17 protein-coding genes and 3 pseudogenes are annotated in these 24235 nt (G+C 69.9%); 14 read left to right on the forward strand and 6 right to left on the reverse strand.

Features of this window, described 5'->3' with window-relative positions; genetic code table 11:
• The first annotated feature begins 4 nt into the window (after positions 1-4).
• The 10 genes and pseudogenes from nuoH (at position 5) to H9L22_RS01385 (ending at position 11093) form a co-directional block, all read left to right on the forward strand.
• The gene (gene nuoH / locus H9L22_RS01340) at positions 5-1321 is read left to right on the forward strand and encodes an NADH-quinone oxidoreductase subunit NuoH (RefSeq protein ID WP_187721298.1); all 1317 of its coding nucleotides are present in this window, start codon (positions 5-7) and stop codon (positions 1319-1321) included.
• The gene (gene nuoI / locus H9L22_RS01345) at positions 1321-1875 is read left to right on the forward strand and encodes an NADH-quinone oxidoreductase subunit NuoI (RefSeq protein WP_187721299.1); all 555 of its coding nucleotides are present in this window, start codon (positions 1321-1323) and stop codon (positions 1873-1875) included. The genes nuoH and nuoI overlap by 1 nt, the downstream gene beginning before the upstream one ends.
• Positions 1872-2692 (forward strand): annotated as a pseudogene (locus H9L22_RS20020) (NADH-quinone oxidoreductase subunit J). The gene nuoI and the pseudogene H9L22_RS20020 overlap by 4 nt, the downstream one beginning before the upstream one ends.
• Positions 2689-2988 carry an NADH-quinone oxidoreductase subunit NuoK gene (nuoK, locus tag H9L22_RS01355; protein WP_187721300.1) on the forward strand — a complete coding sequence of 100 codons (300 nt, stop codon included), beginning with the start codon at positions 2689-2691 and terminating at the stop codon, positions 2986-2988. The pseudogene H9L22_RS20020 and the gene nuoK overlap by 4 nt, the downstream one beginning before the upstream one ends.
• A 57-nt stretch (positions 2989-3045) precedes the next feature.
• Positions 3046-4901, forward strand: a pseudogene (gene nuoL, locus H9L22_RS01360) (NADH-quinone oxidoreductase subunit L).
• Between the two features lie 13 nt (positions 4902-4914).
• Positions 4915-6429, forward strand: a complete 1515-nt coding sequence (locus H9L22_RS01365) for an NADH-quinone oxidoreductase subunit M (protein ID WP_187721301.1) — start codon at positions 4915-4917, stop codon at positions 6427-6429.
• Between the two features lie 13 nt (positions 6430-6442).
• On the forward strand, positions 6443-7999 hold the full coding sequence (nuoN, locus tag H9L22_RS01370) for an NADH-quinone oxidoreductase subunit NuoN (protein ID WP_226966366.1): 1557 nt from the start codon (positions 6443-6445) through the stop codon (positions 7997-7999).
• 20 nt (positions 8000-8019) lie between these two features.
• Positions 8020-8985, forward strand: a complete 966-nt coding sequence (locus tag H9L22_RS01375; RefSeq protein ID WP_187721303.1) for a polyprenyl synthetase family protein — start codon at positions 8020-8022, stop codon at positions 8983-8985.
• A 128-nt stretch (positions 8986-9113) separates the two neighbouring features.
• Entirely contained in the window at positions 9114-9617 is a 504-nt protein-coding gene (locus H9L22_RS01380; RefSeq protein WP_187721304.1) for a DUF1269 domain-containing protein, read from the forward strand.
• Positions 9618-9656: 39 nt separating this feature from the next.
• Positions 9657-11093, forward strand: a complete 1437-nt coding sequence (locus tag H9L22_RS01385) for an SLC13 family permease (protein ID WP_226966043.1) — start codon at positions 9657-9659, stop codon at positions 11091-11093.
• 119 nt (positions 11094-11212) lie between these two features.
• Here H9L22_RS01385 and H9L22_RS01390 read toward each other — a convergent pair.
• The 5 genes and pseudogenes from H9L22_RS01390 to H9L22_RS01410 form a co-directional block, all read right to left on the reverse strand.
• Positions 11213-13163 (reverse strand): annotated as a pseudogene (locus H9L22_RS01390) (M13 family metallopeptidase).
• Between the two features lie 30 nt (positions 13164-13193).
• The gene (locus H9L22_RS01395; protein ID WP_187721305.1) at positions 13194-14447 is read right to left on the reverse strand and encodes a hypothetical protein; all 1254 of its coding nucleotides are present in this window, start codon (positions 14445-14447) and stop codon (positions 13194-13196) included.
• A complete protein-coding gene (locus H9L22_RS01400) occupies positions 14444-15490 on the reverse strand; it encodes a 2-oxoacid:ferredoxin oxidoreductase subunit beta (RefSeq protein ID WP_187721306.1) in 1047 nt (348 codons plus the stop codon). The genes H9L22_RS01395 and H9L22_RS01400 overlap by 4 nt, the downstream gene beginning before the upstream one ends.
• Entirely contained in the window at positions 15487-17361 is a 1875-nt protein-coding gene (locus H9L22_RS01405) for a 2-oxoacid:acceptor oxidoreductase subunit alpha (RefSeq protein WP_226966044.1), read from the reverse strand. Before H9L22_RS01405 ends, H9L22_RS01400 begins: the two co-directional genes overlap by 4 nt.
• Positions 17362-17420: 59 nt before the next feature.
• Positions 17421-20534 (reverse strand): DEAD/DEAH box helicase, encoded by a 3114-nt coding sequence (locus H9L22_RS01410; protein ID WP_187721307.1) that lies wholly within the window; start codon positions 20532-20534, stop codon positions 17421-17423.
• Between the two features lie 76 nt (positions 20535-20610).
• Here H9L22_RS01410 and H9L22_RS01415 point away from each other — a divergent pair, with 76 nt between their 5' ends.
• From H9L22_RS01415 to mptB, 4 genes are read left to right on the forward strand one after another with little or no spacing between them, the layout of a single operon-like run.
• The gene (locus tag H9L22_RS01415; protein ID WP_187721308.1) at positions 20611-21015 is read left to right on the forward strand and encodes an NADH-quinone oxidoreductase subunit B family protein; all 405 of its coding nucleotides are present in this window, start codon (positions 20611-20613) and stop codon (positions 21013-21015) included.
• A complete protein-coding gene (locus tag H9L22_RS01420; protein WP_187721309.1) occupies positions 21012-21545 on the forward strand; it encodes an NADH-quinone oxidoreductase subunit C in 534 nt (177 codons plus the stop codon). The genes H9L22_RS01415 and H9L22_RS01420 overlap by 4 nt, the downstream gene beginning before the upstream one ends.
• A complete protein-coding gene (locus H9L22_RS01425) occupies positions 21542-21862 on the forward strand; it encodes a 4Fe-4S binding protein (protein WP_187721310.1) in 321 nt (106 codons plus the stop codon). Before H9L22_RS01420 ends, H9L22_RS01425 begins: the two co-directional genes overlap by 4 nt.
• The gene (mptB, locus tag H9L22_RS01430; protein WP_187721311.1) at positions 21855-23351 is read left to right on the forward strand and encodes a polyprenol phosphomannose-dependent alpha 1,6 mannosyltransferase MptB; all 1497 of its coding nucleotides are present in this window, start codon (positions 21855-21857) and stop codon (positions 23349-23351) included. The genes H9L22_RS01425 and mptB overlap by 8 nt, the downstream gene beginning before the upstream one ends.
• Here mptB and H9L22_RS01435 read toward each other — a convergent pair.
• The gene (locus H9L22_RS01435) at positions 23336-24220 is read right to left on the reverse strand and encodes an exodeoxyribonuclease III (RefSeq protein ID WP_187722511.1); all 885 of its coding nucleotides are present in this window, start codon (positions 24218-24220) and stop codon (positions 23336-23338) included. The two genes, mptB and H9L22_RS01435, sit on opposite strands and share 16 nt — an antisense overlap.
• Between the last annotated feature and the right edge of the window lie 15 nt (positions 24221-24235).

The following is a 24235-nucleotide window of genomic DNA, read 5'->3' on the forward strand; positions in this document are numbered from 1 at the left end:
GGACATGGACCTCTTTTTCCAGGACCCCTGGTGGCTGATCCTGATCAAGGTGGTGGCGCTGTTCGTCATCCTCCTGCTCTGGACCATCTTCAACGTCTGGTACGAGCGTCGCCTCGTCGGCAAGATGCAGCACCGCCTCGGGCCGATCATGAACGGCCCGTTCGGCCTCGGACAGGCGCTGGCGGACGGCGCGAAGCTGCTCGCCAAGGAGGACTTCCGGCCGAAGAACGCCGACAAGTGGGTCTTCAACCTGGCCCCGATCCTCACCGGCGTGGCCGCCTTCACCTGCTGGACGGTCATCCCGTTCGGCGGTGAGGTCGAGATGTTCGGCGTCACGACCAGGCTCCAGCTCACCGACACCCCGGTGGCCGCGTTCTTCATCATGGCCGTCGCGTCGATCGGCATCTACGGCATCGTGCTCGCCGGCTGGGCCGGCAACTCGACCTACTCGTTCCTCGGCTCGATCCGCTCGACCGCCCAGATGATCTCCTACGAGATCTCGATGGGCCTGTCCATGGTGGCGGTGTTCATCATGGCCGGCACGATGTCGACCTCGGCGATCGTCGAGTCGCAGCGCGAGACCATCCAGTTCCAGATCCCCTGGACCGACATCCAGTTCGACCTCGGCCTGTCCGGCTGGTACGCGCTGCTGCTGTTCCCGTCGTTCGTGATCTACGCGATCTCGATGGTCGGCGAGACCAACCGTGCGCCCTTCGACCTGCCCGAGTGTGAGTCGGAGCTCGTCTCCGGCTACCTCACGGAGTACTCCGGCTTCCGCTACGCGATGTTCTTCCTCGCGGAGTACATCAACATGGCGACGGTCTCCGCGGTCTGCACGACGCTGTTCCTCGGCGGCTACCTCGCGCCGTGGCCGCTCAACCTGATCCCGTTCATGAACAATGCCTGGCTCGGGCCGATCTGGTTCGTGCTGAAGGTCCAGCTCCTGTTCTCGGTCTTCGTGTGGCTGCGCGGCACCCTGCCCCGTCTCCGCTACGACCAGTTCATGGATCTCGGCTGGAAGGTGCTGATCGAGGTCTCGCTGATCTGGATCGTCATGATCGCCATCTTCCCGCAGTACTCGCTGGCGCTCGCGGTGCTCCTGACCGCCGGCTGCTACCTGGTCTTCGGGGAGAAGAGCAAGGCCATCGACGAACCGGAGATCCCCGCACCAGATCCTGACCGGGTGTTCGATCCGTTCGCGGGCGGATATCCCGTCCCGCCGATGCCGGGCCAGGTGCTGCCCGAGCTCGTCGGCGTCGTCGCAGGCGCCAAGGAAGACGACCCGACGCCAGCCGTCGAAGCCGAAGGGAAGGACGCCTGATGGGAATCTTCGATCCGTGGGCCGGGTTCGGCGTCACGTTCAACACGATGTTCCGCAAGACCTTCACCCAGGGTTACCCCCAGAAGGGTAAGGAGAAGGTCACGCAGCCGCGCTTCCACGGCCGCCACCAGCTGAACCGCTGGCCGGACGGTCTGGAGAAGTGCGTCGGCTGTGAGCTGTGCGCCTGGGCCTGCCCGGCCGACGCCATCTACGTCGAGGGCGCGGACAACACCGACGACAACCGGTTCTCGCCGGGTGAGCGGTTCGGCCACGTCTACCAGATCAACTACCTGCGCTGCATCTTCTGCGGTCTGTGCATCGAGGCGTGCCCGACGCGCGCGTTGACGATGACGAACGACTTCAAGCTGTCCGACGACAGCCGCACCAGGCTGATCTACGAGAAGGACGACCTGCTGGCACCGCTGCTGCCCGGCATGGAGCAGCCTCCGCACCCGCGCCGCCTCGGAGACGACGAGAAGGCGTACTTCCTCGGGCTGCCGGCGACCGGCACCCCCGACACCCGTACGGGTTCGACCGCAGGAGCGACCAAATGATGTCCCTCATCCCGCTGGTGACCGCGGACCAGGTCGCCTTCTGGGTGTGCGCCCCCATCGCGGTGGTGTGTGCCCTGATCGTGCTGCTGGCGCGTAAGCCGGTCCACTCGGCCATCGCGATGGCCGGCGTGATGATCGCGCTGGGCGCGCTGTACTCCGCCCAGGACGCGTCCTTCCTGTTCGTGATCCAGATCGTCGTCTACACCGGCGCGATCCTGATGCTGTTCCTGTTCGTGGTCATGCTCATCGGCATCGACTCCTCTGACTCGGTCGTCGAGACCATCAAGGGGCACCGGGTCGCGAGCAGCCTCGTCGCGCTCGGCCTCGGCATCCTGCTGATCGCCGTCGTCGGGCAGTTCACGATGGGCCAGGCCCCGCGGGTCTGGCCGAGGCGAACGCGGCGCACGGCGGCAACACCGAGTCGATCGCCGCCCTCCTCTTCGGCCGCTACGTGTTCCTCTTCGAGGCGAGCGCCGCGCTGCTCATCACGGGCGCCGTCGGCGCGATGCTGCTGGCGCACGGCGACCGGATCGTCAAGAAGCGCACCCAGCCCGAGCAGATCGCCGAACGCATGGCGGCCTACGCCAGCACCGGCGAGCACCCCGGCACCCTGCCCAACTCGGGTGTCTTCGCGCGCCACAACGCGATCTCGATCCCCGCACTGCTGCCCGACGGCAGCATCGCGGAGAAGTCGGTCTCCAAGACGCTCACCAGGCGCGGCGTGATCGTTGACGTCAACGAACTGCGCGGCCCCACCACCTCCGCCTACGCGGCTCTCACCGCCCGTGACGAGGAGATCGAAGGAGACGACGAATGAGCCCCGAGGGATACCTGATCCTCTCGGCGATCCTGTTCGCGGTCGGGGTGGCGGGCTTCCTGCTGCGCCGTAACGCGATCATCGCCTTCATGAGCATCGAGCTGATGCTCAACGCCACCAACCTGGCCTTTGTCGGCTTCGCCCGCTTCCACGGCAACCTCGAGGGCGTCATCGCCGCCTTCTTCGTGATGGTGGTCGCGGCCGCGGAAGTCGTCGTCGGACTGGCGATCATCGTCGCCGTCTATCGTGCCCGTCGCTCGGCCTCGGTCGACGACGCCAACCTCATGAAGTTTTAAGGGGAATTCAGCGTGCAACTCCTCGAATCCCTCTCCGCCTTCTCCGGCGCCGGTCTGATGACCTGGCTGCTGATCGCGGTCCCGCTTGCCTCGGCGGCCTTCCTGCTGCTCGCGGGCAAGGCGACCGATGCCTGGGGCCACTGGCTCGGCACCCTCGCGCCGATCGTCTCCTTCGTGCTCGGACTCGTGCTGTTCTTCTCGCTCCTCGGCTCCGCCGCCGATGCGCGCAAGATCAACGTCGAGCTGTACGAGTGGATCGCCACCGGTGACTGGTCGATCAAGCTGGGCCTGCTGGTCGACCCGCTGTCGATCCTGTTCGTCCTGCTGATCACCGGCGTCGGGTCGCTGATCCACGTGTACTCGATCGGCTACATGGCCCACGATGAGCGGCGCCGCCGTTTCTTCGCGTACCTGAACCTGTTCATCGCCGCCATGCTGATGCTGGTGCTCGCCGACAACTACCTGGTCCTGTTCCTGGGCTGGGAGGGCGTCGGCCTCGCCTCGTACCTGCTGATCAGCTTCTGGGCCCACAAGCCGTCGGCCTCGAAGGCCGGCAACAAGGCATTCATCGTCAACCGGGTCGGTGACCTAGGCCTGAGCATGGCGATCTTCTCCATGCTCGCCAGTTCGGCTCCGTCCGGTTCGAGGACGTCAACGCCGGTGCCGAGTCCCTCACCCCGCTGTGGGCCACCCTGATCGGCGTCTTCCTGCTCATCGGTGCCTGCGGCAAGTCGGCCCAGTTCCCGCTGCAGTCCTGGCTGCTGGACGCCATGGAGGGCCCGACCCCGGTGTCGGCACTCATCCACGCCGCGACCATGGTCACGGCGGGCGTCTACCTCGTCGTCCGCTCCAACGCGATCTACGCGGTGGCCCCGATCGCTCAGATGGCCGTCATCGTCATCGGCACCATTACGTTGCTGTTCGGCGCCTGGATCGGTACCGCGAAGGACGACATCAAGAAGGTCCTCGCAGGCTCGACGATGTCGCAGATCGGCTACATGATGCTCGCAGCGGGCCTCGGCCCGATCGGTGCGTCGTTCGCGATCTTCCACCTCATCACGCACGGCTTCTTCAAGGCGAACATGTTCCTCGGCGCCGGCTCCGTGATGCACGGCATGAACGACGACGTGAACATGCGCCACTACGGCGCGCTCGCCAAGCCGATGCGGATCACGTTCCTCACGTTCGGTCTCGGCTACCTCGCCATCATCGGGTTCCCGTTCACCTCGGGCTTCTACTCGAAGGACCACATCATCGAGGCCGCCTTCCAGCAGAACCTCATCATCGGCCTGCTCGCCCTGCTGGGCGCCGGCGTCACCGCGTTCTACATGACGCGCCTGATGATGATGACGTTCTTCGGCAAGGCCCGCTGGGACGACGACGTGCACCCGCACGAGTCGCCGCTGGTGATGACCGTGCCGCTCATGGTCCTTGCGGCCCTGTCCGTCGTGGCGGGCCTCTTCATGAACGGCTGGATCCAGGGCTGGCTCGAGACCTCGACCGGGCAGCACCCGCACGAGACAGGGCTGTTCAACTTCACGACCGTCGGACTCGTCACCCTCGCGGTGGTCGCTGCTGGCGTGGCGATCGGGTGGTTCACCTACAAGGGCACGATCGAGCGCGATCAGCCCGCCACGGAGAACCTCCTGGTGCTCGCGGGCCGCAACGATCTCTACGGGGACTTCCTCAACGAGCACGCCGTCATCCGCCCCGCCCAGGGGCTGGCTGCGGGTCTGACCACGTTCGACAACGCCGTCGTCGACGGCGCCGTCCGAGGCTCGGCCACCGCGGCCGTCGGCCTCGGCGCCTGGCTCAAGCGGGCGCAGAACGGCTATTCGCGCAGCTATGGCCTAACGCTGGCCGCCGGCCTGCTGGTGCTCGCCGCAGTCGTCTTCATCGGGCAGCTGGGCTAAGGAGAATCACGAGATGCCATTTCCCCTTCTGACCATCCTGGCCCTGCTGCCGATCCTCGGCTCGCTGGTGCTGCTGGCCCTCAAGGGCCCTGTCGCCCGCCTCGTCGGCTACGGCTTCGCCCTCACCACGGCCATCCTGGGCGTGCTGGCGTTCATCCTGCATTCGCAGGGTGCCGCGCTCGCCGAGCAGGCGCAGTGGATCCCTGCGATCGGCGCCTACTACGCGCTCGACCTCGACGGCATGGGCGCCCTCCTGGTGCTCATGACCGTCATCCTCGTGCCCATCGTTCTGCTCGCTGAGTGGAAGGTCGGCGAGACGGAGAACGCGCGCTGGGGCACCGGCACCTTCGTGGCGCTGGCGCTGCTCCTCGAGGGCTTCGCCCTCTTCGTGTTCATGGCCGGCGACGTCCTGCTGTTCTACCTCGCCTTCGAGGCGACGCTGATCCCGACCTACTTCCTGATCGCCGGCTTCGGCGGGGTCCGCCGCCGGGCCGCCGCGCTGAAGTTCCTGATCTACTCGCTGGTCGGTGGCCTCGTCATGCTGGTCGCCATCGCCGGGCTCTACGCGGTCACCGCCGCGGAGGGCACGCCGACGTTCCTGATCAACGACCTGGCGACGCTCGGTATCGACGGCACCATCGGCCGCTGGCTCTTCGTGGGCTTCTTCTTCGCGTTCGCGGTGAAGGCGCCGATGGCCGGCCTGCACACGTGGCTCCCCGACGCCGCCGAGCAGGCGACGCCGGGTACCTCGACCCTGCTCGTCGGCATCCTGGACAAGATCGGCACGTTCGGCATGATCCGGATCTGCCTCTCGGTGTTCCCCGAGGCGACCCAGTGGGCGACTCCGCTGATCCTGATCTGGGCCGTGGTCTCCGTGCTCTACGGCGCCATCATGGCGTTCGGCGCCAAGGACCTCCTGCGGCTCGTCTCCTACACCTCGATCAGCCACTTCGGCTTCATGGTCTTCGGTATCTTCGCCCTGACCTCGCAGTCGATCAGCGGCTCGATCTTCTACATGCTCAACCACGGTCTGTCGACCGCGGCCATGTTCCTGGTGGTCGGCTTCATGATCGCGCGGCGTGGTTCCGCCGACATCGACGCCTTCGGCGGTGTGCAGAAGGTGGCCCCCGTGCTGGCCGGTGTGCTCCTGACGTCGGGCCTGACGGCGCTGGCGCTTCCCGGCATGGGCAGCTTCGTGTCCGAGTTCCTGGTCATGGCCGGGGCCTGGCAGCGCTACCCGATCCACACCGCGTTCATCACGCTCGGCATGGTGCTGGCCGCCGTGTACGTGCTGCGGATGTACCTGCGCACGATGACGGGCCCGGTGACGGAGCAGGTCTCCACCCACATCACCACCGATCTCACGCTGCGGGAGAAGGCGGTCGTCGCGCCGCTGCTCATCCTGCTGATCGTGTTCGGCTTCTTCCCGAAGCCGCTGCTCTCGGTCGCGGATGACGCGGCGACGCAGACGATGGCCCTCGTCGGCGTGGCCGACCCCGCCCCGCAGGTTCAGGAAGGCAACCGATGATCAACCTGTTGGAATTCCCGCAGCGACGCTGGAGTGGATGGAACTGTCCCCGCTCCTGGTGCTGCTGATCGCGGGCTCCCTCGGCATCCTGCTGGAGGCGCTGGTGCCGCGGTCCGCCCGCTACGTGGTCCAGTCCGGGCTGGCTCTGCTGTCGGTCGGTGCCGCCCTGGCGCTGACGGTGATCAACTGGTCCGCCGGAAACATCCTGCTGGCAGGCATGGACCTCGTGGCACTGGACGGCGCCGCCTACCTGTTCTGGACCGTCCTCCTCATCGCCGGACTCGGCGGCGTCGCGCTCTTCGCAGAGCGCGGCTACGGGGGCCAGTCCGCGTTCGCATCGTCCGCGGCCACCGTCCCCGGCTCGCCACTGGAGCGCGAGGCCGACCGGCAGGGCAACGAGCACACCGAGATCTTCCCGCTGCTGCTGTTCGCCCTGTTCGGCATGATGCTCTTCACGTCCGCGAACAACCTGCTGGTGCTGTTCGTGGCTGTCGAGATCCTCTCGCTGCCGCTGTACCTGCTGACCGCCATGGCCCGCCGCCGTCGCCTCCTCAGCCAGGAGGCCGCGCTGAAGTACTTCCTGCTGGGCTCGCTGGCCTCGGCGATCATGCTCTACGGCGTGGCGCTGCTCTACGGCTACGCCGGCAGCCTGCAGCTCAGCGGCCTGGACCAGGCTCTGGCCGCCGGTGCGGGCAGCCGTCCGCTGCTCCTGACCGGTCTGCTGCTGACCTCGGTCGGCGTCCTGTTCAAGATGGGCGCGGTGCCGTTCCATGCCTGGACCCCGGACGCCTACATGGGTGCCCCGACGCCGGTCACCGGCTTCATGGCTGTCGCCACGAAGACCGCCGCCGTCGCCGGCCTCATGCGGGTCTTCTACGTCGGCCTGGGGGCCGAGCAGTGGACCTGGCAGATCCTGTTCGCCACCGTCGCCATCATGACCATGGTCCTTGGCGTCACCGTCGCCCTGTCGCAGAACGACATCAAGCGCCTGCTCGCCTACTCGTCCATCGCGCACGCCGGGTTCATCCTGGTCGGCGTCGTCGGCGCGGTCCCTGCGGCCGAGGGCGTCGCTGTGTCGTCGGTCGGGGCCGTCGCGTTCTACATGCTGACCTACGGGATCGCGACGCTCGGCGCCTTCGCCATCGTGACGATGGTCCGTCGCTCCGGCGGCGAGGCCAACTCGATCGACGCGTGGAAGGGGCTGGGCAAGCGCAACCCCATCGTTGCGGCGCTCATGACGCTGTTCATGCTGTCCTTCGCCGGCATCCCGCTGACGGCCGGATTCATCGGCAAGCTCACCGTCTTCGCGTCCGCGTGGGCCGGTGGCTACGGCTGGCTGGTGCTGGTGGCCGTCGTGATGAGCGCGATCGCCGCGGTCTTCTACTTCAAGGTCATCGTGGCCATGTGGTTCCAGGACGCCGATCCGGCATCCGTCGGCATCGTCGAGGTGCCGTCCCTGTGGACCTGGTGCCTGCTGGCCGTCACGGGCGCAGCGACGTTCATCCTGGGTATCATCCCGGGTGGGCTGCTGACGCTCTTCGGGGGCGTCACGTCCCAGTTCATCCGCTGACCTGACTGAGGAGAAGACCCGTGGCCGAGGCCGCACTCGAGGCTGACCTCGCCGCCCTGCTGGAGACCTTCGAGCAGCAGCTCGTGGAGTCCGCCGTCGCCGGTTCCCCGTTCGTGACGGAGGCCGCCCGGCACATCATCGACGCAGGGGGCAAGCGGTTCCGTCCGCTGCTCGTGTTCCTGTCGTCGCGCTTCGGCGGTGACACCGACCGGGACGACCTGATGCGGGCGGCGCTCGTCATGGAGCTCACCCACGTGGCGAGCCTCTACCACGACGACGTCATGGACGCCGCCGACCTGCGTCGCGGTGCACCGTCGGCCAACAGGCTGTGGGGCAACTCGGTCGCGATCCTCGTCGGAGACTTCCTGTTCGCCAGGGCGTCGACCACTGTGGCCGAGCTGGGCGTCGAGTACGTCATGTTGCAGGCGGAGACGTTCTCCCGGCTGGTGCAGGGGCAGATCGCGGAGACCAAGGGTCACGCCGCCGGCGAGGACCCGCTGGCCCACTATCTGCAGGTCATCGCGGACAAGACCGGCTCACTCATCGCCGCGTCCGCGCGCTTCGGGGGCATGGTCTCGGGCGCCTCGCCGGAGACGCTCGCGGCCCTGTCGGCGTTCGGGGAGGAGGTCGGCCTGGTGTTCCAGCTGTCCGACGACCTCATCGACATCACCTCCACCAGCACAGGCAAGACGCCGGGCACCGACCTGCGCGAAGGCGTCCCGACGCTGCCGGTGCTGATGCTCCGGGCCGAGGCCGACCCCGCCGACGCGGACCTGCTGGCACTCATCGAGGGGGACCTCGACTCCGATGAGGCCCTGGCCGAGGCGCTCGCCGCGCTCCGGGCCCATCCCGTCATGGCCCGTGCCAAGGCGGAGGTGGAGCGGCATGCGGAGATCGCCCGCGGCCACCTGGCGGGGCTGCCCGAGGGAGAGGCCAAGGACGCACTCCTTCGCGTGTGCGCGGAACTGGTCGACCGCACCAACTGAGCGGCGGTCGACGGTCCCTCCCGGGTTCCAGGCGGATCACCCTCGGCGGGTGATGCCGGTCCCTGGCCGGGTGGGTAGGGTGGGTAGGCGTGCGCACCGTGCGCCCACGAACCCGAAGGGACACCACCGTGTCTGAGCTCATCATCATCGGCTACGACGACCACGAGACCGCCGAGCGCGCCCAGGAGGAGGTCCTGCGGCTCCGCCGCGACTTCGTCGTGGAGCTGTCCGGCATCGCCGTCGTCCGCGTCGACGACGACGGCAAGAAGCACATCGACACCCCGGGCGCCGTCGTGGCCGCCTCCGCGACGGGCGGCGCGCTCTGGGGCATGATCGTCGGGCTGCTGTTCCTGGTGCCCGGCGTGGGCCTCCTCATCGGCGGCGCCTGGGGTGCCCTGTCCGGGGCGGCGGCGAAGGCAGGCATCAACCGTGACCTGCGCTCCAGGGTGGACGGGCTCCTGTCGCCAGGGAAGGCGGCCCTCGTGGTGATGGCCCGCAAGCTCACCGAGGACAAGTTCGCCGCCGCGCTGGCCCCCTACGGCGGCACCGTGCTGAAGACGTCGCTGTCCGATGAGAACGAGCGGCTGCTCGCCGAGGAGCTCAGCACCGAGGAGGCCGGGACGCAGGCCTGAGTCGGCCGTCCCACCCAGCCAGGAAGCAGGGGCCCACACGTGACCGACGCCGTCCTCACGCTGATCATTCTCGGCCTCGCAGTCGTCCTCTTCGCCGTCGACCGGCTCCCCGTGGCCGGCGTCGCGCTCATCGTCCCGCTGGCGCTGTGGGGGACAGGGGTGCTGGACCTCGGAGAGGCGGTCGGCGGGTTCGGCGACCCGGTCGTCCTCTTCATCGCGTCGCTGTTCGTCGTGAGCGAGGCGCTCGATGCGAGCGGGGTGACGGCCTGGGTGGGGAACTTCGTGATCGAGCACGGCGGTCAGGGCCGGGCGCGGCTGCTGGTTGTCATCATGGTGACCGTCGCCGTCCTGACGGCGCTGATCAGCCCCAACGGTGCGGTCGCGGCGATGACCCCTGTCGTCGTCGTGATCGCGCTGCGGTCGGGCCGGTCGCCCTCCGAGATGCTGCTGCCGACCGCCTTCGCGGCCCACGCGGGCTCCCTGCTCCTGCTCACCGGCTCCCCGGTGACCGTCCTGGCCTCCGACGCCATCGCCGACCAGGGTGGCAGGCAGCTCGGGCTGCTCGACATCGCGCTGATCGGTGGCCCGTTGCTGGTCTTCACGATCGCCGTCGTGCTCTTCGTGCCCCGCCTCATCCCGCACCGGACGGCGCCGGGGGTGCTGCGGGACCTCGGCGAGCACGGCGCACTGCTGGGGCGGCACTACGGCGTGGGGACCGAGGACCTCCTCTCCAAGGCGGAGGGCGCGGCGGAGTTCATCGTCCCGCCCAGGTCGCCGCTGGTCGGGGACCCCGTGTACCGGGGAATGCACAACGAGGCGGGCGACCTGGTCGTCGTGGCGATCCATCACAAGGGGACGGACGTCCAGGAGCGGCACAGCCTCGTCGCCGGCGACACGCTGCTGCTGCGCGGCCCCTGGGAGGCGCTGGAGGCCATGGCGGCCAGGGGCGAGCTGATCGCCGTCGACGCCCCTGAGGCGGTCCGGCGGCAGGCCGTGCCGCTGGGCCGCGGTGCCCGCAGGACGTTGGCCGTGCTCGCCGGCATGGTGATCCTGCTGGCGACGGGGTTGGTGCCCCCGCCGGTCGTCGGGATCGTGGCAGCGCTGCTGCTCGTCGTCCTCGGGGTGCTGAGCGTCGAGCAGGCCTACCACGGGATCTCGTGGACGACCGTGATCCTCGTCGGCGGCATGTTGTCGCTGTCCGCCGCCATGCAGAGCAGCGGGGCGGCCGGCATGCTGGCGGAGGCGCTCGTCACCCTCGTCGGCGATGCGGGCCCGTACGCGTTGCTGGCCGGGATGTTCGTCATCACCGCCGTGCTCGGGCAGCTGATCAGCAACACGGCCACGGCCCTCGTCATGATCCCGATCGGCATCTCGGCGGCGGAGCAGCTCGGCGTGTCGTACGTGCCCTCGTGGTCGCCATCGCCGTCTTCGCCGCCGGCGCCCTCCTCACCCCGATCGCCACGCCGGCGAATCTGATGGTGATGGAGGCCGGCGGCTACCGGTTCGGCGACTACTGGAAGCTCGGCCTGCCGTTGCTGCTCGGCTACGGCGCGGCCGGCATTTTCCTCGTGCCGCTCATCTGGCCCCTGTGACGCTTACCAGATCGTGACGCGGTCCTCGGGGGCCAGCCACAGAGCGTCGCCCTCCCGGACGTCGAACGCTGCGTAGAACGCGTCGAGGTTGCGGACGATCTGGTTGCAGCGGAACTCGCTGGGGGAGTGCGGGTCCGTGGCCAGCAGCATCCGCGCCGCCTCCGGGCGGCGCTTGCCCCGCCAGGCCTGCGCCCAGCCGAGGAAGAAGCGCTGCGCCGGGGTCAGGCCGTCGATCGGCGCGCCGGCGGGATCTCCTCCGGCGCGGAGCCATGCGGCGTAGGCGATGCCGAGGCCGCCGAGGTCGCCGATGTTCTCGCCGACGGTGAGCTTCCCGTTGACGCCGGTCGTCCCGGTCACGCCGTCGGGCTGCAGCCCTCGAACTGGTCGACGAGCCGGCCGGCGAGCCCTCGAAGGCCTCGCGGTCCGCGGGCTGCCACCAGTCGCGGAGCCTGCCGTCGCCGTCGCAGGTGGACCCCTTGTCGTCGAAGCCGTGGCCGATCTCGTGGCCGATCACGGCGCCGATGGCGCCGTAGTTGACGGCGTCGTCGGCGTCGGCGTTGAAGAACGGCGGCTGCAGGATGGCGGCGGGGAAGACGATCTCGTTGCGCAGCGGGTGGTAGTAGGCGTTGACGGTCTGCGGGAACATCTGCCACTCGTCGCGGTCCACCGGTCGGCCCGCCCGGCCCATGGTCCAGTCCAGCTCGAACGAGTTGGCGGCCAGCACGTTGGCGATCAGGTCGTCCGGGTCGACGGTGAGCGCCGAGTAGTCGCGCCACTTCGCCGGATAGCCGATCTTGGGGGTGAACTGGGCCAGCTTGCGCAGGGCCTCTGCCCTGGTGTCGTCGGTCATCCAGTCGAGGGTGGAGATCGAGTCGTGGTAGGCGAGCAGCAGGTTCGACACCAGGGTGTCCATCGCCGCCTTCTTCTCCGGCGCGAAGTGCCGCTGCACGTAGAGCCGGCCGATCGCCTCGCCGAGGACGCCCTCGGTGAATGCGACCCCACGCTTCCAGCGGGGCCGCTGCTCCTCGTTGCCGGAGAGCGTGCGCTCGTAGAAGTCGAACCGTGCGGTCACGAACTCGTCGCTGAGGTACGGGGCGAGGCCGGAGACGGCCTTCCAGCGCGCCCAGCTCTGCCACGCGGTCAGCGGCTCCGACGCCAGCAGCGGCGTGGCCCCCTCCAGGAACGACGGCTGCGACACGATCAGCTGCTCCAGCCGGTCGGCCGGGATCCCCGCGCCAGCCAGGAACGAGTCCCAGTCGAAGTCGGGCGTCGCGGCACGCACCTCCGCCAGGGTCATCGGGTTGTACATGGCGCGGAGGTCGCGCAGCCGGACCCGGTCCCAGTGATGGGCGGCGATGCGGGTCTCGAGGGCGAGGACGGCGGCGGCCTGCTCTGCGGCGTCGCCGAAGCCGGCCAGTGTCAGCATGGTCTCGATGTGGGCGGTGTACTTCTCCCGGATCTCGGCGTGCTCGTCGAGACGGTAGTAGGCCTCGTCCGGCAGGCCGAGGCCGCCCTGGGTGAGGAACAGTGCGTAGCGGCCTGGGTCGCCGGGATCGGCCTCCTCGTACATGTACACCAGCGGGCTCAGCCCGTGCCGCAGGGACCAGCCGAGGTGGCGGACGAAGGCGGCGGCCGAATCGATGCGGCTGATGGAGTTCAGGATGGGGTGCAGCGGGGTCGCGCCCAGCGCCTCGATGCGTTCGGTGTTCATGAACGACCCGTACAGGGCGGCGACGCGGCCCTCGTCAGTGGTGCGGTCTCCCATGGGCAGGTCGACGATCAGCTGCAGCACGTCGCGCTCGGCCTGGTCATGCAGGTCGGTGAAGCCGCCGGCGGACGACTTGTCGGGCGCGATGGTAGCCGTGGCCAGCCAGGTGCCGTTCATGTACCGGAAGAGGTCGTCCTGGGGGCGGACCGACGGGTCTGCGTGTTCAAAGCTCAGCGCTGAAGTCATGTCTGCCAGCGTAGCGGGGCCCCGCGACGGTCAGTTCCAGGTCACCCAGACGTCGGCCCCCGTGGTGCCCGTCATCGCCGCCTGCGCCGTCGCGGTGTAGACCGTCGTCGTCCCGGCCGAGGTGGAACCATCGGCGAAGGTCATGCTCGCGTGGGCGGCGATGTTGACGGCCAGCACGGCATAGGCCTGGTCGTCCGCCGACAGGGTCGCCCTCGCGTTGGAGAAGGGCGCGTTGTCCAGGTGCCACTGCAGCGTCTGCGGCTGCTTGCGGACCTGCACGCTGACGGGGCAGCCCTCCGGCTGCGCCGAACTGGACGCCAGGCACGTGTTGAGGGAGCGGCGGGCGGCGTCGAGGAATGCGGAGCGCCCCGCCTCCGTGAGCTCCGGCGTGGCCGTCTGCGTGGACAGGTCGGCGCGCCACAGCGAGCGCACCGTGAAGTCGTTGGCGCTGGGGTAGTCGACGAAGGGAAGCCCCGTGGTCATGTCGTAGCGGCCGGGCACCAGTTCGTAGGTCTGGCCCGGCTGGACCTGCTGGCCGTTGATCAACAACGGCACGCTGCCGGAGCCGGCGAACTGGATGCGGACCTCGAGGGTGGTCCTCGTCAGCTGGAAGGCGCCTGAGTCGGTCCGGTTCAGCTGCATCGTGGCGTCCACCTGCTCGCCGCCGACCTGGTAGCGGACCTCGACCTCGGTGGCCTCGGGGTCGGTGGTCAGGATCTCGACGTCGCTGATCCGGCCGAGTTCCGCGGTGCGGGCGAAGACGGCCGGGCTGATGAGGGCCTCGCTGCCCGTCCCGCGCGGACCCATGGCCAGGGCGAGCTCGATGTCGCCGGCGGCCAGCGCGTCGAAGTAGCGGGAGACGACCTCCTGCGGGGTCGTGCTGGAGACCTGCTGGGAGTTCGTGGCGGTCGGCTTCACGATCACCTTGGGATCGTCGACGCGGGGCCGGAACCAGGTGACGTGCGCGAATCCCGCGAAGATGCCGAGCAGCAGGATCGCCACCAGACCGGCGAGCAGGCCGCGCACGGGCAGCGGCCGGCGCTGGGCCTCCTCCTCGACGACCGGCGCCTCGAAGCGGCTGTGGTCGCGGGCGCGGGTCAGGACGGACTGCATGCCGCGGGCGTCGAACTGTGGCTCGAGGCGTGGGGCGCCCGGCCCCGGCGCAGCCGCCCCCTGCGCCAGTGGTCGCACGGGGGTCGCCTGATGCTGGGGGCCGGCCGGGCCGCCGGAATGATCGGGGCGCGGGGCGGTGGGATGCCAACCGTCGCCGTGCCCCATGCTCATCGCTCGTCCGCCTCCCACGTGTCCGTGCCTGCGATCACCGAGGCTAGCGCCGCCGCGGGGTCAGGCGCCCTGACTGCGTCGATCTGCTCGCGTGTCAGGTCGTCGTAGGAGGGACGCTGCACGCGACGGAAGATACCGATGGGTGCCTGCCGCATCACACCCGGCTCGGTCAGCCGCGACAGGGAGAACGCCAGCGAGGGATCCTCCCGCGTCTCGTCGTGGACCACGATGCGGGTCGGGTCGGCCTCGGTCACCGGCTGGACGCGGATGTCGCCGTCCTCCCCGCGCACGACGCAGTACTCGCCGCCGCCGAAGACGATGGGCTCGCCGTGCCGCAGCGAGATCAGCGATCCCTCCGGGCCCTTCAGCGTCGAGAACGCGTCGTCGTTGAAGATGGGGCAGTTCTGGTAGATCTCGACCAGCGCGGAGCCACGGTGACGGGCGGCCGCCGTCAGGACGTCGGTCAGGTGCGTGCGATCGGAGTCGACGGAGCGCGCCACGAAGGTCGCCTCGGCGCCCAGCGCCAGCGAGACCGGGTTGAAGGGCGTGTCGAGGGAGCCGTACGGCGTCGACTTGGTGACCTTGCCCGGCTCGGAGGTGGGGGAGTACTGCCCCTTGGTGAGGCCGTAGATGCGGTTGTTGAACAGCATCACGGTCAGGTTCACGTTGCGTCGCATCGCGTGGATGAGGTGGTTGCCACCGATCGACAGGGCGTCGCCGTCACCCGCGACCACCCACACGTTGAGGTCGGGACGCGTGAGCGCGACACCGGTCGCGATCGCGGGGGCCCGGCCGTGGATCGAGTGCATGCCGTAGGCGTCCACGTAGTACGGGAACCGCGACGCGCAGCCGATGCCGGAGATCAGGACGGTGTTCTCGCGGCGCAGCCCGAGCGTGGCCATCATCGACTGGAAGGTGGCCAGGATCGAGTAGTCGCCGCAGCCGGGGCACCAGCGGACCTCCTGGTCGCTGGTGAAGTCCTTCTTCGTGAGCGGTTCGATGCTCAGCGGGATGCGGGCCAGGCCGTCGGTGAGGCCGCTCATCGGTTCTCCTCCTGGAGCGAGTCGATCTCGGCGATGACGTCGGCCTCGAGCTCCGAGATGGAGATCGGCAGGCCGCGGACGCGCGAGTAGCTGGTGATCTCGACGAGGTAGCGGGCCTGCAGCAGGCCGGCCAGCTGGCCGAGGTTCATCTCGGGCACCACCACGCGGTCGTAGCCGCGCAGCACGTCGCCGAGGTTGGCGGGCATGGGGTTCAGGTGACGCAGGTGCGCCGTGGCGACGGCGCGCCCCGTCTTGCGGATGCGGCGGGCCGCGGCCGTGATCGGGCCGTAGGTCGAGCCCCAGCCGAGCAGCAGCACGCGGGCCTCGCCCGAATCGTCGTCGACCTCCACGTCGGGGATGTCGGCGACGATCCCGTCGATCTTGGCCTGGCGGGTGCGGACCATGAGCTCGTGGTTGTCGGGGTCGTAGGACACGTCGCCGGTGAGCGCCGCCTTCTCGATGCCGCCGATGCGGTGCTCCAGCCCGGGGGTGCCGGGGATGGCCCAGGCGCGGGCCAGGGTCTCCGGGTCACGCTTGTACGGCTGGAACTCGGCCTTGCCCGCGTCCGTGACGGCGTTGGGTTCGGTGGCGAAGCCGGGAACGATCTGGGGGATCGCGTCCAGGTCCGGGAGCCGCCACGGCTCGGCGCCGTTGGCGAGGTAGCCGTCGCTCAGCATGATCACCGGGGTGCGGTACTTGACGGCGATGCGGCACGCCTCGATGGCGGTGTCGAAGCAGTCGGTCGACGAACGGGCCGCCAGCACGGGGATGGGGGCCTCGCCGTTGCGGCCGTTGATGGCCTGCAGCAGGTCGGCCTGCTCCGTCTTCGTCGGCATGCCCGTCGACGGTCCGGCGCGCTGCACGTTGACGACGACCAGCGGCAGCTCGGTCATCACGCCCAGCGAGATGGTCTCCGACTTCAGCGCGACGCCGGGACCCGACGTGGTCGTGACGCCCAGCGAGCCAGCGAACGACGCGCCCAGCGCGGCGCCGGCGGCGGCGATCTCGTCCTCCGCCTGGAAGGTCATCACGCCGACGTCCTTGCGCTTGCTGAGCTCGTGCAGGATGTCGGAGGCCGGGGTGATGGGGTAGGAGCCGAGGAACAGCTGCATGCCGGCCTTCTGGGCGCCGACCATGAGGCCGTAGGCCGTGGCGAGGTTGCCGGAGATCTGGCGGTAACGCCCCTTCGGCATCGGCGCCGGGGCCACCTGGTACTGGACCTCGAACACCTCGGTGGTCTCGCCGAAGGCGTAGCCGGCCTTGAATGCGGCGATGTTGGCGTCGCGGATGACGGGCTTCTTCGCAAACTTCTGCGCGAGGAAGTCGGTGGTGCCCTCGGTGGGGCGCGAGTAGAGCCAGCTGAGCATGCCCAGCGCGAACATGTTCTTGGTGCGGGAGGCGTCGCGTCGGGTCAGCCCGAACTCGGCGACGGCGCCGGTGGCCAGACCCGTCAGGTCCAGCGCGTGCACCGAGTAGCTGCTGAGCGTGCCGTCCTCGAGCGGGTTGGTGGCCCAGCCGATCTTGGCGAGGTTGCGTTTGGTGAAGTCGGCGGTGTCGACGATGATGACGCCGCCCTTGGGCAGGTCACGGAGGTTCGCCTTGAGCGCCGCCGGGTTCATGGCGACGAGGACGTCCGGGACGTCGCCCGGGGTGACGATATCGAAGTCCGCGAAGTGCAGCTGGAAGCTGCTGACGCCCGGCAGGGTGCCCTGCGGGGCGCGGATCTCGGCGGGAAAGTTGGGGAGGGTGGCGATGTCGTTGCCGAAAATCGCGGTTTCCGCCGTGAAGCGGTCACCGGTCAGCTGCATACCATCGCCCGAGTCGCCTGCGAAGCGGATCACAACTCGCTGCAGGGGCAGTCGATCAGGCACGTGTTACCTCGGTCTAGTGGGCGTACGGACCCATTCTAGGCCCACGCCCCGAGAGGCCCTCAGCCCTCCAGCAGCGCGACCACGTCGTCCGGCGTGAGCTGCGCGGTCGTGTCGCTGCCGCCGCCGAGCACCGCGTCGAAGAGCTGGCGCTTGCGGTCCTGCAACGCCACGACCTTCTCCTCGATGGTGTCGGAGGCGACCAGCCGGTAGACGTTGACCGGCTTGTCCTGGCCGATCCGGTGAGTCCGGTCGATGGCCTGCAGCTCGGCGGCCGGATTCCACCACGGATCGAGGATGAAGACGTAGTCGGCCTCCGTCAGGGTCAGGCCGAACCCGCCCGCCTTGAGGCTGATGAGGAAGACCGGTGCGTCGCCCTCCTTGAAGGCCGCGATCTGCGCCTGCCGGTCGCGGGTGCGCCCGTCGAGGTACTCGTACCCGATCGACTCCGCCGTCAGCCTGTGCCGGACCAGCGTCAGGAAGCCGGTGAACTGCGAGAACACCAGGGCCCGGTGCCCCTCCGCGGCCACCTGGGTGACGAGATCCGCCAACAGGTCGATCTTCGCGGACGCCTCCGGAAACTCGTCGTTGACCAGCGCGGGGGAGAGGGACAGCTGCCGCAGCAACGTCAGAGAGCGCAGGATCGTGATCCGGTTGCGGGCGAAGTCGCCCAACAGGCCGAGGACCTTCTGCCGCTCGCGGGCCAGGAAACGGTCGTACAGCTTCCGGTGCGCCGGAGCCAGCTCGACCGGGATCACCTGCTCGATCTTGTCCGGCAGCTCCGCGGCGACGTCGGCCTTGGTGCGTCGCAGGATCAGCGGTCGGATCTTGCGGTGGAGGCTTTCGAGCGCGGCCGTGTCGCCGGACTCGATGGGCCGCCGGAACCGGGTGGTGAAGGCCCGCTGCTCGGGGAACAGGCCGGGCGCTGTGATGGCGAGCAGCGCCCACAGCTCCATCAGGTTGTTCTCGAGCGGGGTGCCGGTCAGGGCGATCCTGACGGGGGCCCGCAACGCCCGGACGGCCTGGTTCGCCTTCGACGCGTGGTTCTTCACGAACTGGGCCTCGTCCAGCAGCACCATCGACCAGTCGAGATCCTGGTAGGCCTCCGCCTCGAGCCGCAGCAGGGTGTACGACGTGACGACGATCTGTGCCCCGGCGACGAAGTCGGCCAGCTCCCCGCGCCTCGTGGCCCGGGTTCCGGGGACGACGGCGACCGTCAGGTCGGGCGTGAACCGGGCGGCCTCCGCTGCCCAGGTGCCGAGCACCGAGGTGGGGGCGACGACGAGGACGGGGGCGTCCAGCTCGCCGGCCTCGTGGGCGACCTGCACCGCAGCCAGCGCCTGCAGCGTCTTGCCGAGGCCCATCTCGTCGGCGAGGATGCCGCCGATGCCGGTGCGGCGCAGGAACGTGATCCAGTCCACGCCGACCCCCTGATAGCCGCGCAGCTCGGCCCGCAGGCCCGCGGGCGTGCCGACCGGGGTCAGATCGGTCTGGTCCAGGAGCCCGGCCACGGAGGACCGCCAGGCGTCCGCCTGATGGCGGACGACACCCAGCTCGGCCAGTTCCTCCCAGAATCCCGCATGCTCCGGGCGGAGACGGAACTCGCCCGCGTCGCCGTCGACGAGGTCGCGCGCCTCGTCGAGCAGGCGCCGCAGCGCGTCGAACTGTTCGCCGTCGAGGGGGAACCAGGTGCCGGAGTCGAGGAGCAGGTGATCGTCGCCGGCGGCCAGCGCCGTCAGCAGCAGCCCGAGGGGGACCCGTTCGGTGCCCACGAAGATCTCCACGCGCAGGTCGAACCAGTCGCCCTTCGGTGCGTCGTCGATGCTGAGCGAGATCTCGGGGGCGTCGTCGGCGCGACGGATGTCCGGTGGCTCGTGATCGAAGACGACCTCCACCTCCTCGCTGGCACGCAGCTCGGGAAGGAGCTCGGAGAGGAAGTGGAGCAGGTCGTTGCCCGTGAGCCGCGACTCCTGGTCCAGCCAGGGGCCCTGCGGTAGGTCGCGCAGCAGCGCCGCCTCGCCGACGGTGTCCCTGGCCAGTCCTCCGGCAGCGGGATCGCGGGGGACGTCGACGATGCGGCTCCCGACCCGGTACCGGAATCCCCAGCCGACGGCGACGGCGCCGTCACCGAAGTCGACGCGGCACAGCAGCCGCGGCGCCGACGGCTCCGGCAGGTCCAGGTCGGGATCGGCGACGACGTGGGTGCGGCGGCGCAGCTGCGGCAGGTATCCCTCCGCGAACTCCGCCCGCTCCGACTCGGGGATGGTCACCTGGCCGTGCGTGAACAGGGTCTGCTCGGCAGGACGCAGTGGCCGGGTGAGGGGAGCGACCCAGAGCCGGTCGTCGACGGTGAAACTGACGCCGTGCGCGGGGCGGCCCAGCAGACCCCGGCCGGGCACCCGGATGGCCTCTCCGCGCCACAGGAAGACGGGGGTCACCTCGAGGTGTCCGTTGCCGGGCGCGATCTCCACCGTCGGCTCGAGCCGCTCCATCGAGAGCTCGGGGGTGGGCAGTTCGCGGCCGGAGGCCGTGGTCCCCGCCACCAGTTCCACCCCGGCCGCGACCGCCCCGGCCAGCGCGTCCCACGCGCTGGGCAGGAGTTCATCGAACGAGATGACGGCGGCGCGGTGGCCGGAGGGAATCGTGCGACTGCGGGCCTCCAGCAACCGGTCGAGGGCGTCCTTGTGGCGCGGGGCGAGCGGTGTGCGCTGCAGATCGTCCCAGCTCGAGCCCGACCGGACCCAGTTGCCGCGGACCCCCTTCTGCACAGGGCGGAGCGTGAGGGCGGCGCCCTCCTCGGACAGCATCAGGCCCAGCTCGCGACCCTCCGTGGGGCGGCCGGGTTCGCGGAAGTTGCCGAGCAGTTGCCGCCAGCCCTGGGCCGGGCCCCCCGGATGCCGGAGCCGCAGGATGAGCGCGACGGCGTGCTTGCAGTTGGTGCGCATCGGGCAGCTGCAGGAGGCGTTGAATGTGCCGTCGAGCATGGAGACGGCGGTCTGGTAGGTGCGGTAGCTGCTGCCGCGGACGGGGGCGCTGGCCAGGGGCCCGGCCGAACTGACGTCTCCGACGCGTCCGAGCGCGGCCACCTGCCTTCCCCGGGCGACGGTGGCCGCTCCGAAGTGCCGCATCAGGGCGGCGTCGTCGAAGTCGGCGATCCAGGTGGGGGAAGAGGTCATGGTGTGCGGATTCTACGTGGTCCGGCCACCAGGGCCGTAGCCGCGCTCCCCGCCGCGGTCCGCGTAGACTGCGCGCATGCTCTCGGCGCGTGACTGGTTCGGCGACGGGTCGGTCTTCGTGGTGGACGTCCCGCTCGCCTGTTGTGCCCTCGAGACGCAGGCGGCCGCCGGAGGCCGAACCGCCGTCGACATCGCCGATCTTCCGGCCCACGCCGACCTTGTCGTCACGCTGTCTGGCACCCTCACGCAGGCCATCGTCCCCGCAGTCCGGCACACCCTCGATCAGTTGCCGACCCGGCGCACCGTCGTCGCGTTCGGCGCCTGTGCCGCCGCCGGCGGCCCGTACTGGGACGCGTATCCCGTGCTGCCCGGCGCGGACGGGATCGTCGAGGTCGACCACTACATCGCGGGCTGCCCGCCGCCGCCATCGGCGCTCGAGGACTATCTGACCGCCCACCGCGCCGGGGGAGACACCCGATGAGCGCCACGCGGGTCGCGCTCGCCGACTGGCACGCCGAGGTGGAGGCCGCGCGGGCGGCCGGAGCCACCTTCCTCGCCGACCTGGCCGCCGTCGACGAGGTGGGGGTCTCCGACCACATCCGCGTCGTCATCAGCCTCCTCGATCCCGACTCGGGCGCGCGCGCCGAGTTGGAGACGCTGGTCGACCGTGACGGCGGCGAGATCGCCGACGTCTCCGACCTGTTCCCGGGGGCCGCATGGCTGCAGCGGCAGATCCACGACCTGTTCGCGATCGGGATCGCGGACGGCGACAACCGGCCGTTGATCATCCACGGCCCGCCGGGCGTCCTCCGCAAGGACGTGCTGCTCGCCCCTCGGCAGGAGACCCGCTGGCCGGGCGCCCTCGAGCCGGGCGAATCAGATGCCTCGCCTAGCCGTCGCAAGCTCGTGCCGCCCGGGGTCCCCGATCCGGCCGTCGTCGCCGACCCGGCCTCCACGCCTGCCGACATCGCCCTGTCCGCCACCGGCACCCGCGTCAGGGGGCGGCGATGATCCACGGCTCCATCCACCTCATCGAGGACCTCTGCACCTCCTGCATGATCTGCGCCCGCGAGTGCCCCACCTGGTGCATCACGCTCACGTCGCACCAGGAGCAGACGGTGCCGGCGCCAGGCGCCAGGCCCCGCACCCACAACGTGCTCGACACCTTCACGATCGACTGGTCGCTGTGCATGTACTGTGGCGTCTGCATCGAGCAGTGCCCCACCGACGCGCTCGAGTGGGGCGGGGCGCACGTGCCGTCGGCACCGCGCCTGACCGACCTGATCCACTCGCGGGACCGGCTCCGCCCGCCGGCCTCCGGTGCGTAGCCGCCTGGCGGGCGCGCTCGCGGACCTGCGGACGGCGGCCTCCTCGCGGGCGGTGTGGGCCGGGTTCGTCGGCAGCCTGCTGATGCTGCTCGGCTCGCTCAGCCCCGCGTATCTGCCGCAGGCGTCACCCGTGTGGGACGTGCTGCGGGGCCTCGGCATCGACGGTCCCACGACCCGCGTCATCGGCACCGTCGCCACCCTGCTGGGACTGACGGTGCTGCTCGAGTCGTGGTTCAGGCTGCGCCCCTCGCGGCGCCGGGCCGCAGGCCGACGACAGCTGCGGCACTGGGCGGTGCTGGCGATCGTGGCGCTGCCGCTGGTGTTCGGCCCGCCGATCTTCTCGCACGACGCCTACTCGTACGCGGCCCACGGCTGGCTGATCCACAACAACTTCGACCCGTACCAGGTGGGCCCCGGCACCCTGCCCGGCTACTACGCCGACCAGGTCGCCTGGGTGTGGCGGGAGACCACCGCCCCGTACGGCCCGCTGTCCCTGTGGCTCAGCCACGGCATCGTCATCCTGGCCCGCTTCGACCCGTTCCTGTCGGCCGTCCTCATGCGGGTGCCGGCGCTAATCGGCGTCGGGCTGATCGGCGTCCTCGTGCCCCGTATCGCCCGCAAGGTCGGCGTCGACCCCGCCGCGGCAAGCTGGTTCGCGGTCCTGAACCCGATCCTGGTCATCGACTTCATCGGCGGGGCGCACAACGACTCCCAGATGGTCGGCCTCATGCTGCTGGGCATCTGGCTCGCGATGCGGTACGGCGCCTGGTGGCTGGGGGCGCTGGTCGTCGGCGTCGCGGCCTCCATCAAGCAGCCCGCCTTCCTCGCCGCCGTCGCGCTGCCCTTCCTCGTGACGCCGTGGGTCTCGTGGCGGCCGCTGCCGACGCTCGTCGCGGCGGCCAAGGCGACGGCGTCGCTCGCGATCGCCGTCGGGGTCTTCGCCGGCATCTCGGTCGTCTCCGGCCTCGGCTTCGGCTGGGTCAACGCCATCGAGGTGCCCGGCATGGTCGACACCGTCTCGCCGTTCACCGTGCTGGGGCACATCGTCCAGTTCCCGCTGAACCTGCTCGGTCTTGACCCCGGCGGCCGGACCGCCATCACCGTGTCGCGCACCATCGGCTGGATCGCGGCGGGTGTCGGCATCGTCTACTTCGCCGTCCGGCACCTGGGCCGCAGGCCGCTGCACTTCGTCAGCTACTCGTTCCTGTGGTTCGCGTTCTGCGCGCCCGCCATCCACTCCTGGTACCTGCTGTGGGGCTCGGTGCTGCTGCCCATGACCCGCCCGTCGACCAGGGCGCTGCGCTGGGCGATCGTCGGCACCGTCATCCTGCTCGGCTACAACGCCATGAACTTCGGCATCCGCAACGGGTGGTGGCTGCTCGTGTTCATCCTCTTCGGCGCCACCTACTGGGTCGTCCACACGCACGAGCTGAGCCAGCCCATGGACGAGGCCCTGGACGAGATCCCGGAGCCTCAGGCCACGGCGTAGTCGACGACCACGGGGGAGTGGTCGCTGATCCGCTCCTCGTAGCTGTCCTCGCGCCCGACGAAGCCGGAGACGGCGGCGCGGGCCAGGCCGGGGGAGGCGAGGTGGTAGTCGATGCGCCAGCCGGAGTCGTTGGTGAACGCCTGGCCGCGCCACGACCACCACGTGTAGGGGCCGTCCGTTTCGGGATGCAGGTCGCGCACGACGTCGACCATCCGCCGCGGTCCCAGGACGCTGCCGAACCACTCGCGTTCCTCGGGCAGGAAGCCCTCCGACTTCTGGTTGCTACGCCAGTTGCGCAGGTCCAGCTTCGAATGGGCGATGTTGAAATCGCCCATCACCAGGAACTCGCGCCCGTCGGCGGCTGCGTCACGACGGGACGAGGTCAGGTGCCGCGCCAGCCCCTTCATGAACCGCATCTTGCGCAGGTACTTCTCCTCGGTGCCCTCCTCGTACGGCCAGGCGGCACCCTTGGGCAGGTACAGCGAGGCGACGCGCAGCGGCGCGTCGGCGAGGTCGACCTCGACGTAGCGCCCCTCGGTGGCGAAGGGCGCGAGGTCGCGGTTGACGATCCGTTCGGCGGGACGCTCGGTCGCGCCGGCGGCGTCGACGCTCACGACCGTGTCCGTCAGGCTCCTGACGCGGGCCGGCGGCGTCCGGGTGAGGACCGCGACGCCGTTGCGGCCGGCGAGGTGCCCCGTATCGAGCGTGGCGTGGTAGGCGCCGAACGCGCCGGCCGGCAGGTCCGCCACGCGGCAGCGCACCTCCTGCAGCGCGACGACGTCGGCGTTGGCCTTCGACCAGAAGCCGTGGAAGCCCCTGCGCAGGGCGGCGCGGATGCCGTTCACGTTGTGGGTACCAATCCGGACCACGCGGCGCCCGGGGCC

It is taken from the genome of Tessaracoccus defluvii, from assembly GCF_014489575.1.
In the GTDB taxonomy this organism is placed as follows: Bacteria; Actinomycetota; Actinomycetes; order Propionibacteriales; family Propionibacteriaceae; genus Arachnia; species Arachnia defluvii.

Excerpts from the sequence above, each read along its gene's own strand:
- H9L22_RS01420 (WP_187721309.1), top strand. The coding sequence starts at position 21,012 with ATGAGCGCCACGCGGGTCGCGCTCGCCGACTGGCACGCCGAGGTGGAG.
- nuoK (WP_187721300.1), top strand. The coding sequence starts at position 2,689 with ATGAGCCCCGAGGGATACCTGATCCTCTCGGCGATCCTGTTCGCGGTC.
- nuoH (WP_187721298.1), top strand. The coding sequence starts at position 5 with ATGGACCTCTTTTTCCAGGACCCCTGGTGGCTGATCCTGATCAAGGTG.
- nuoI (WP_187721299.1), top strand. The coding sequence starts at position 1,321 with ATGGGAATCTTCGATCCGTGGGCCGGGTTCGGCGTCACGTTCAACACG.
- H9L22_RS01425 (WP_187721310.1), top strand. The coding sequence starts at position 21,542 with ATGATCCACGGCTCCATCCACCTCATCGAGGACCTCTGCACCTCCTGC.
- H9L22_RS01395 (WP_187721305.1), bottom strand. The coding sequence starts at position 14,447 with ATGAGCATGGGGCACGGCGACGGTTGGCATCCCACCGCCCCGCGCCCC.
- H9L22_RS01410 (WP_187721307.1), bottom strand. The coding sequence starts at position 20,534 with ATGACCTCTTCCCCCACCTGGATCGCCGACTTCGACGACGCCGCCCTG.
- H9L22_RS01400 (WP_187721306.1), bottom strand. The coding sequence starts at position 15,490 with ATGAGCGGCCTCACCGACGGCCTGGCCCGCATCCCGCTGAGCATCGAA.
- H9L22_RS01415 (WP_187721308.1), top strand. The coding sequence starts at position 20,611 with ATGCTCTCGGCGCGTGACTGGTTCGGCGACGGGTCGGTCTTCGTGGTG.
- H9L22_RS01365 (WP_187721301.1), top strand. The coding sequence starts at position 4,915 with ATGCCATTTCCCCTTCTGACCATCCTGGCCCTGCTGCCGATCCTCGGC.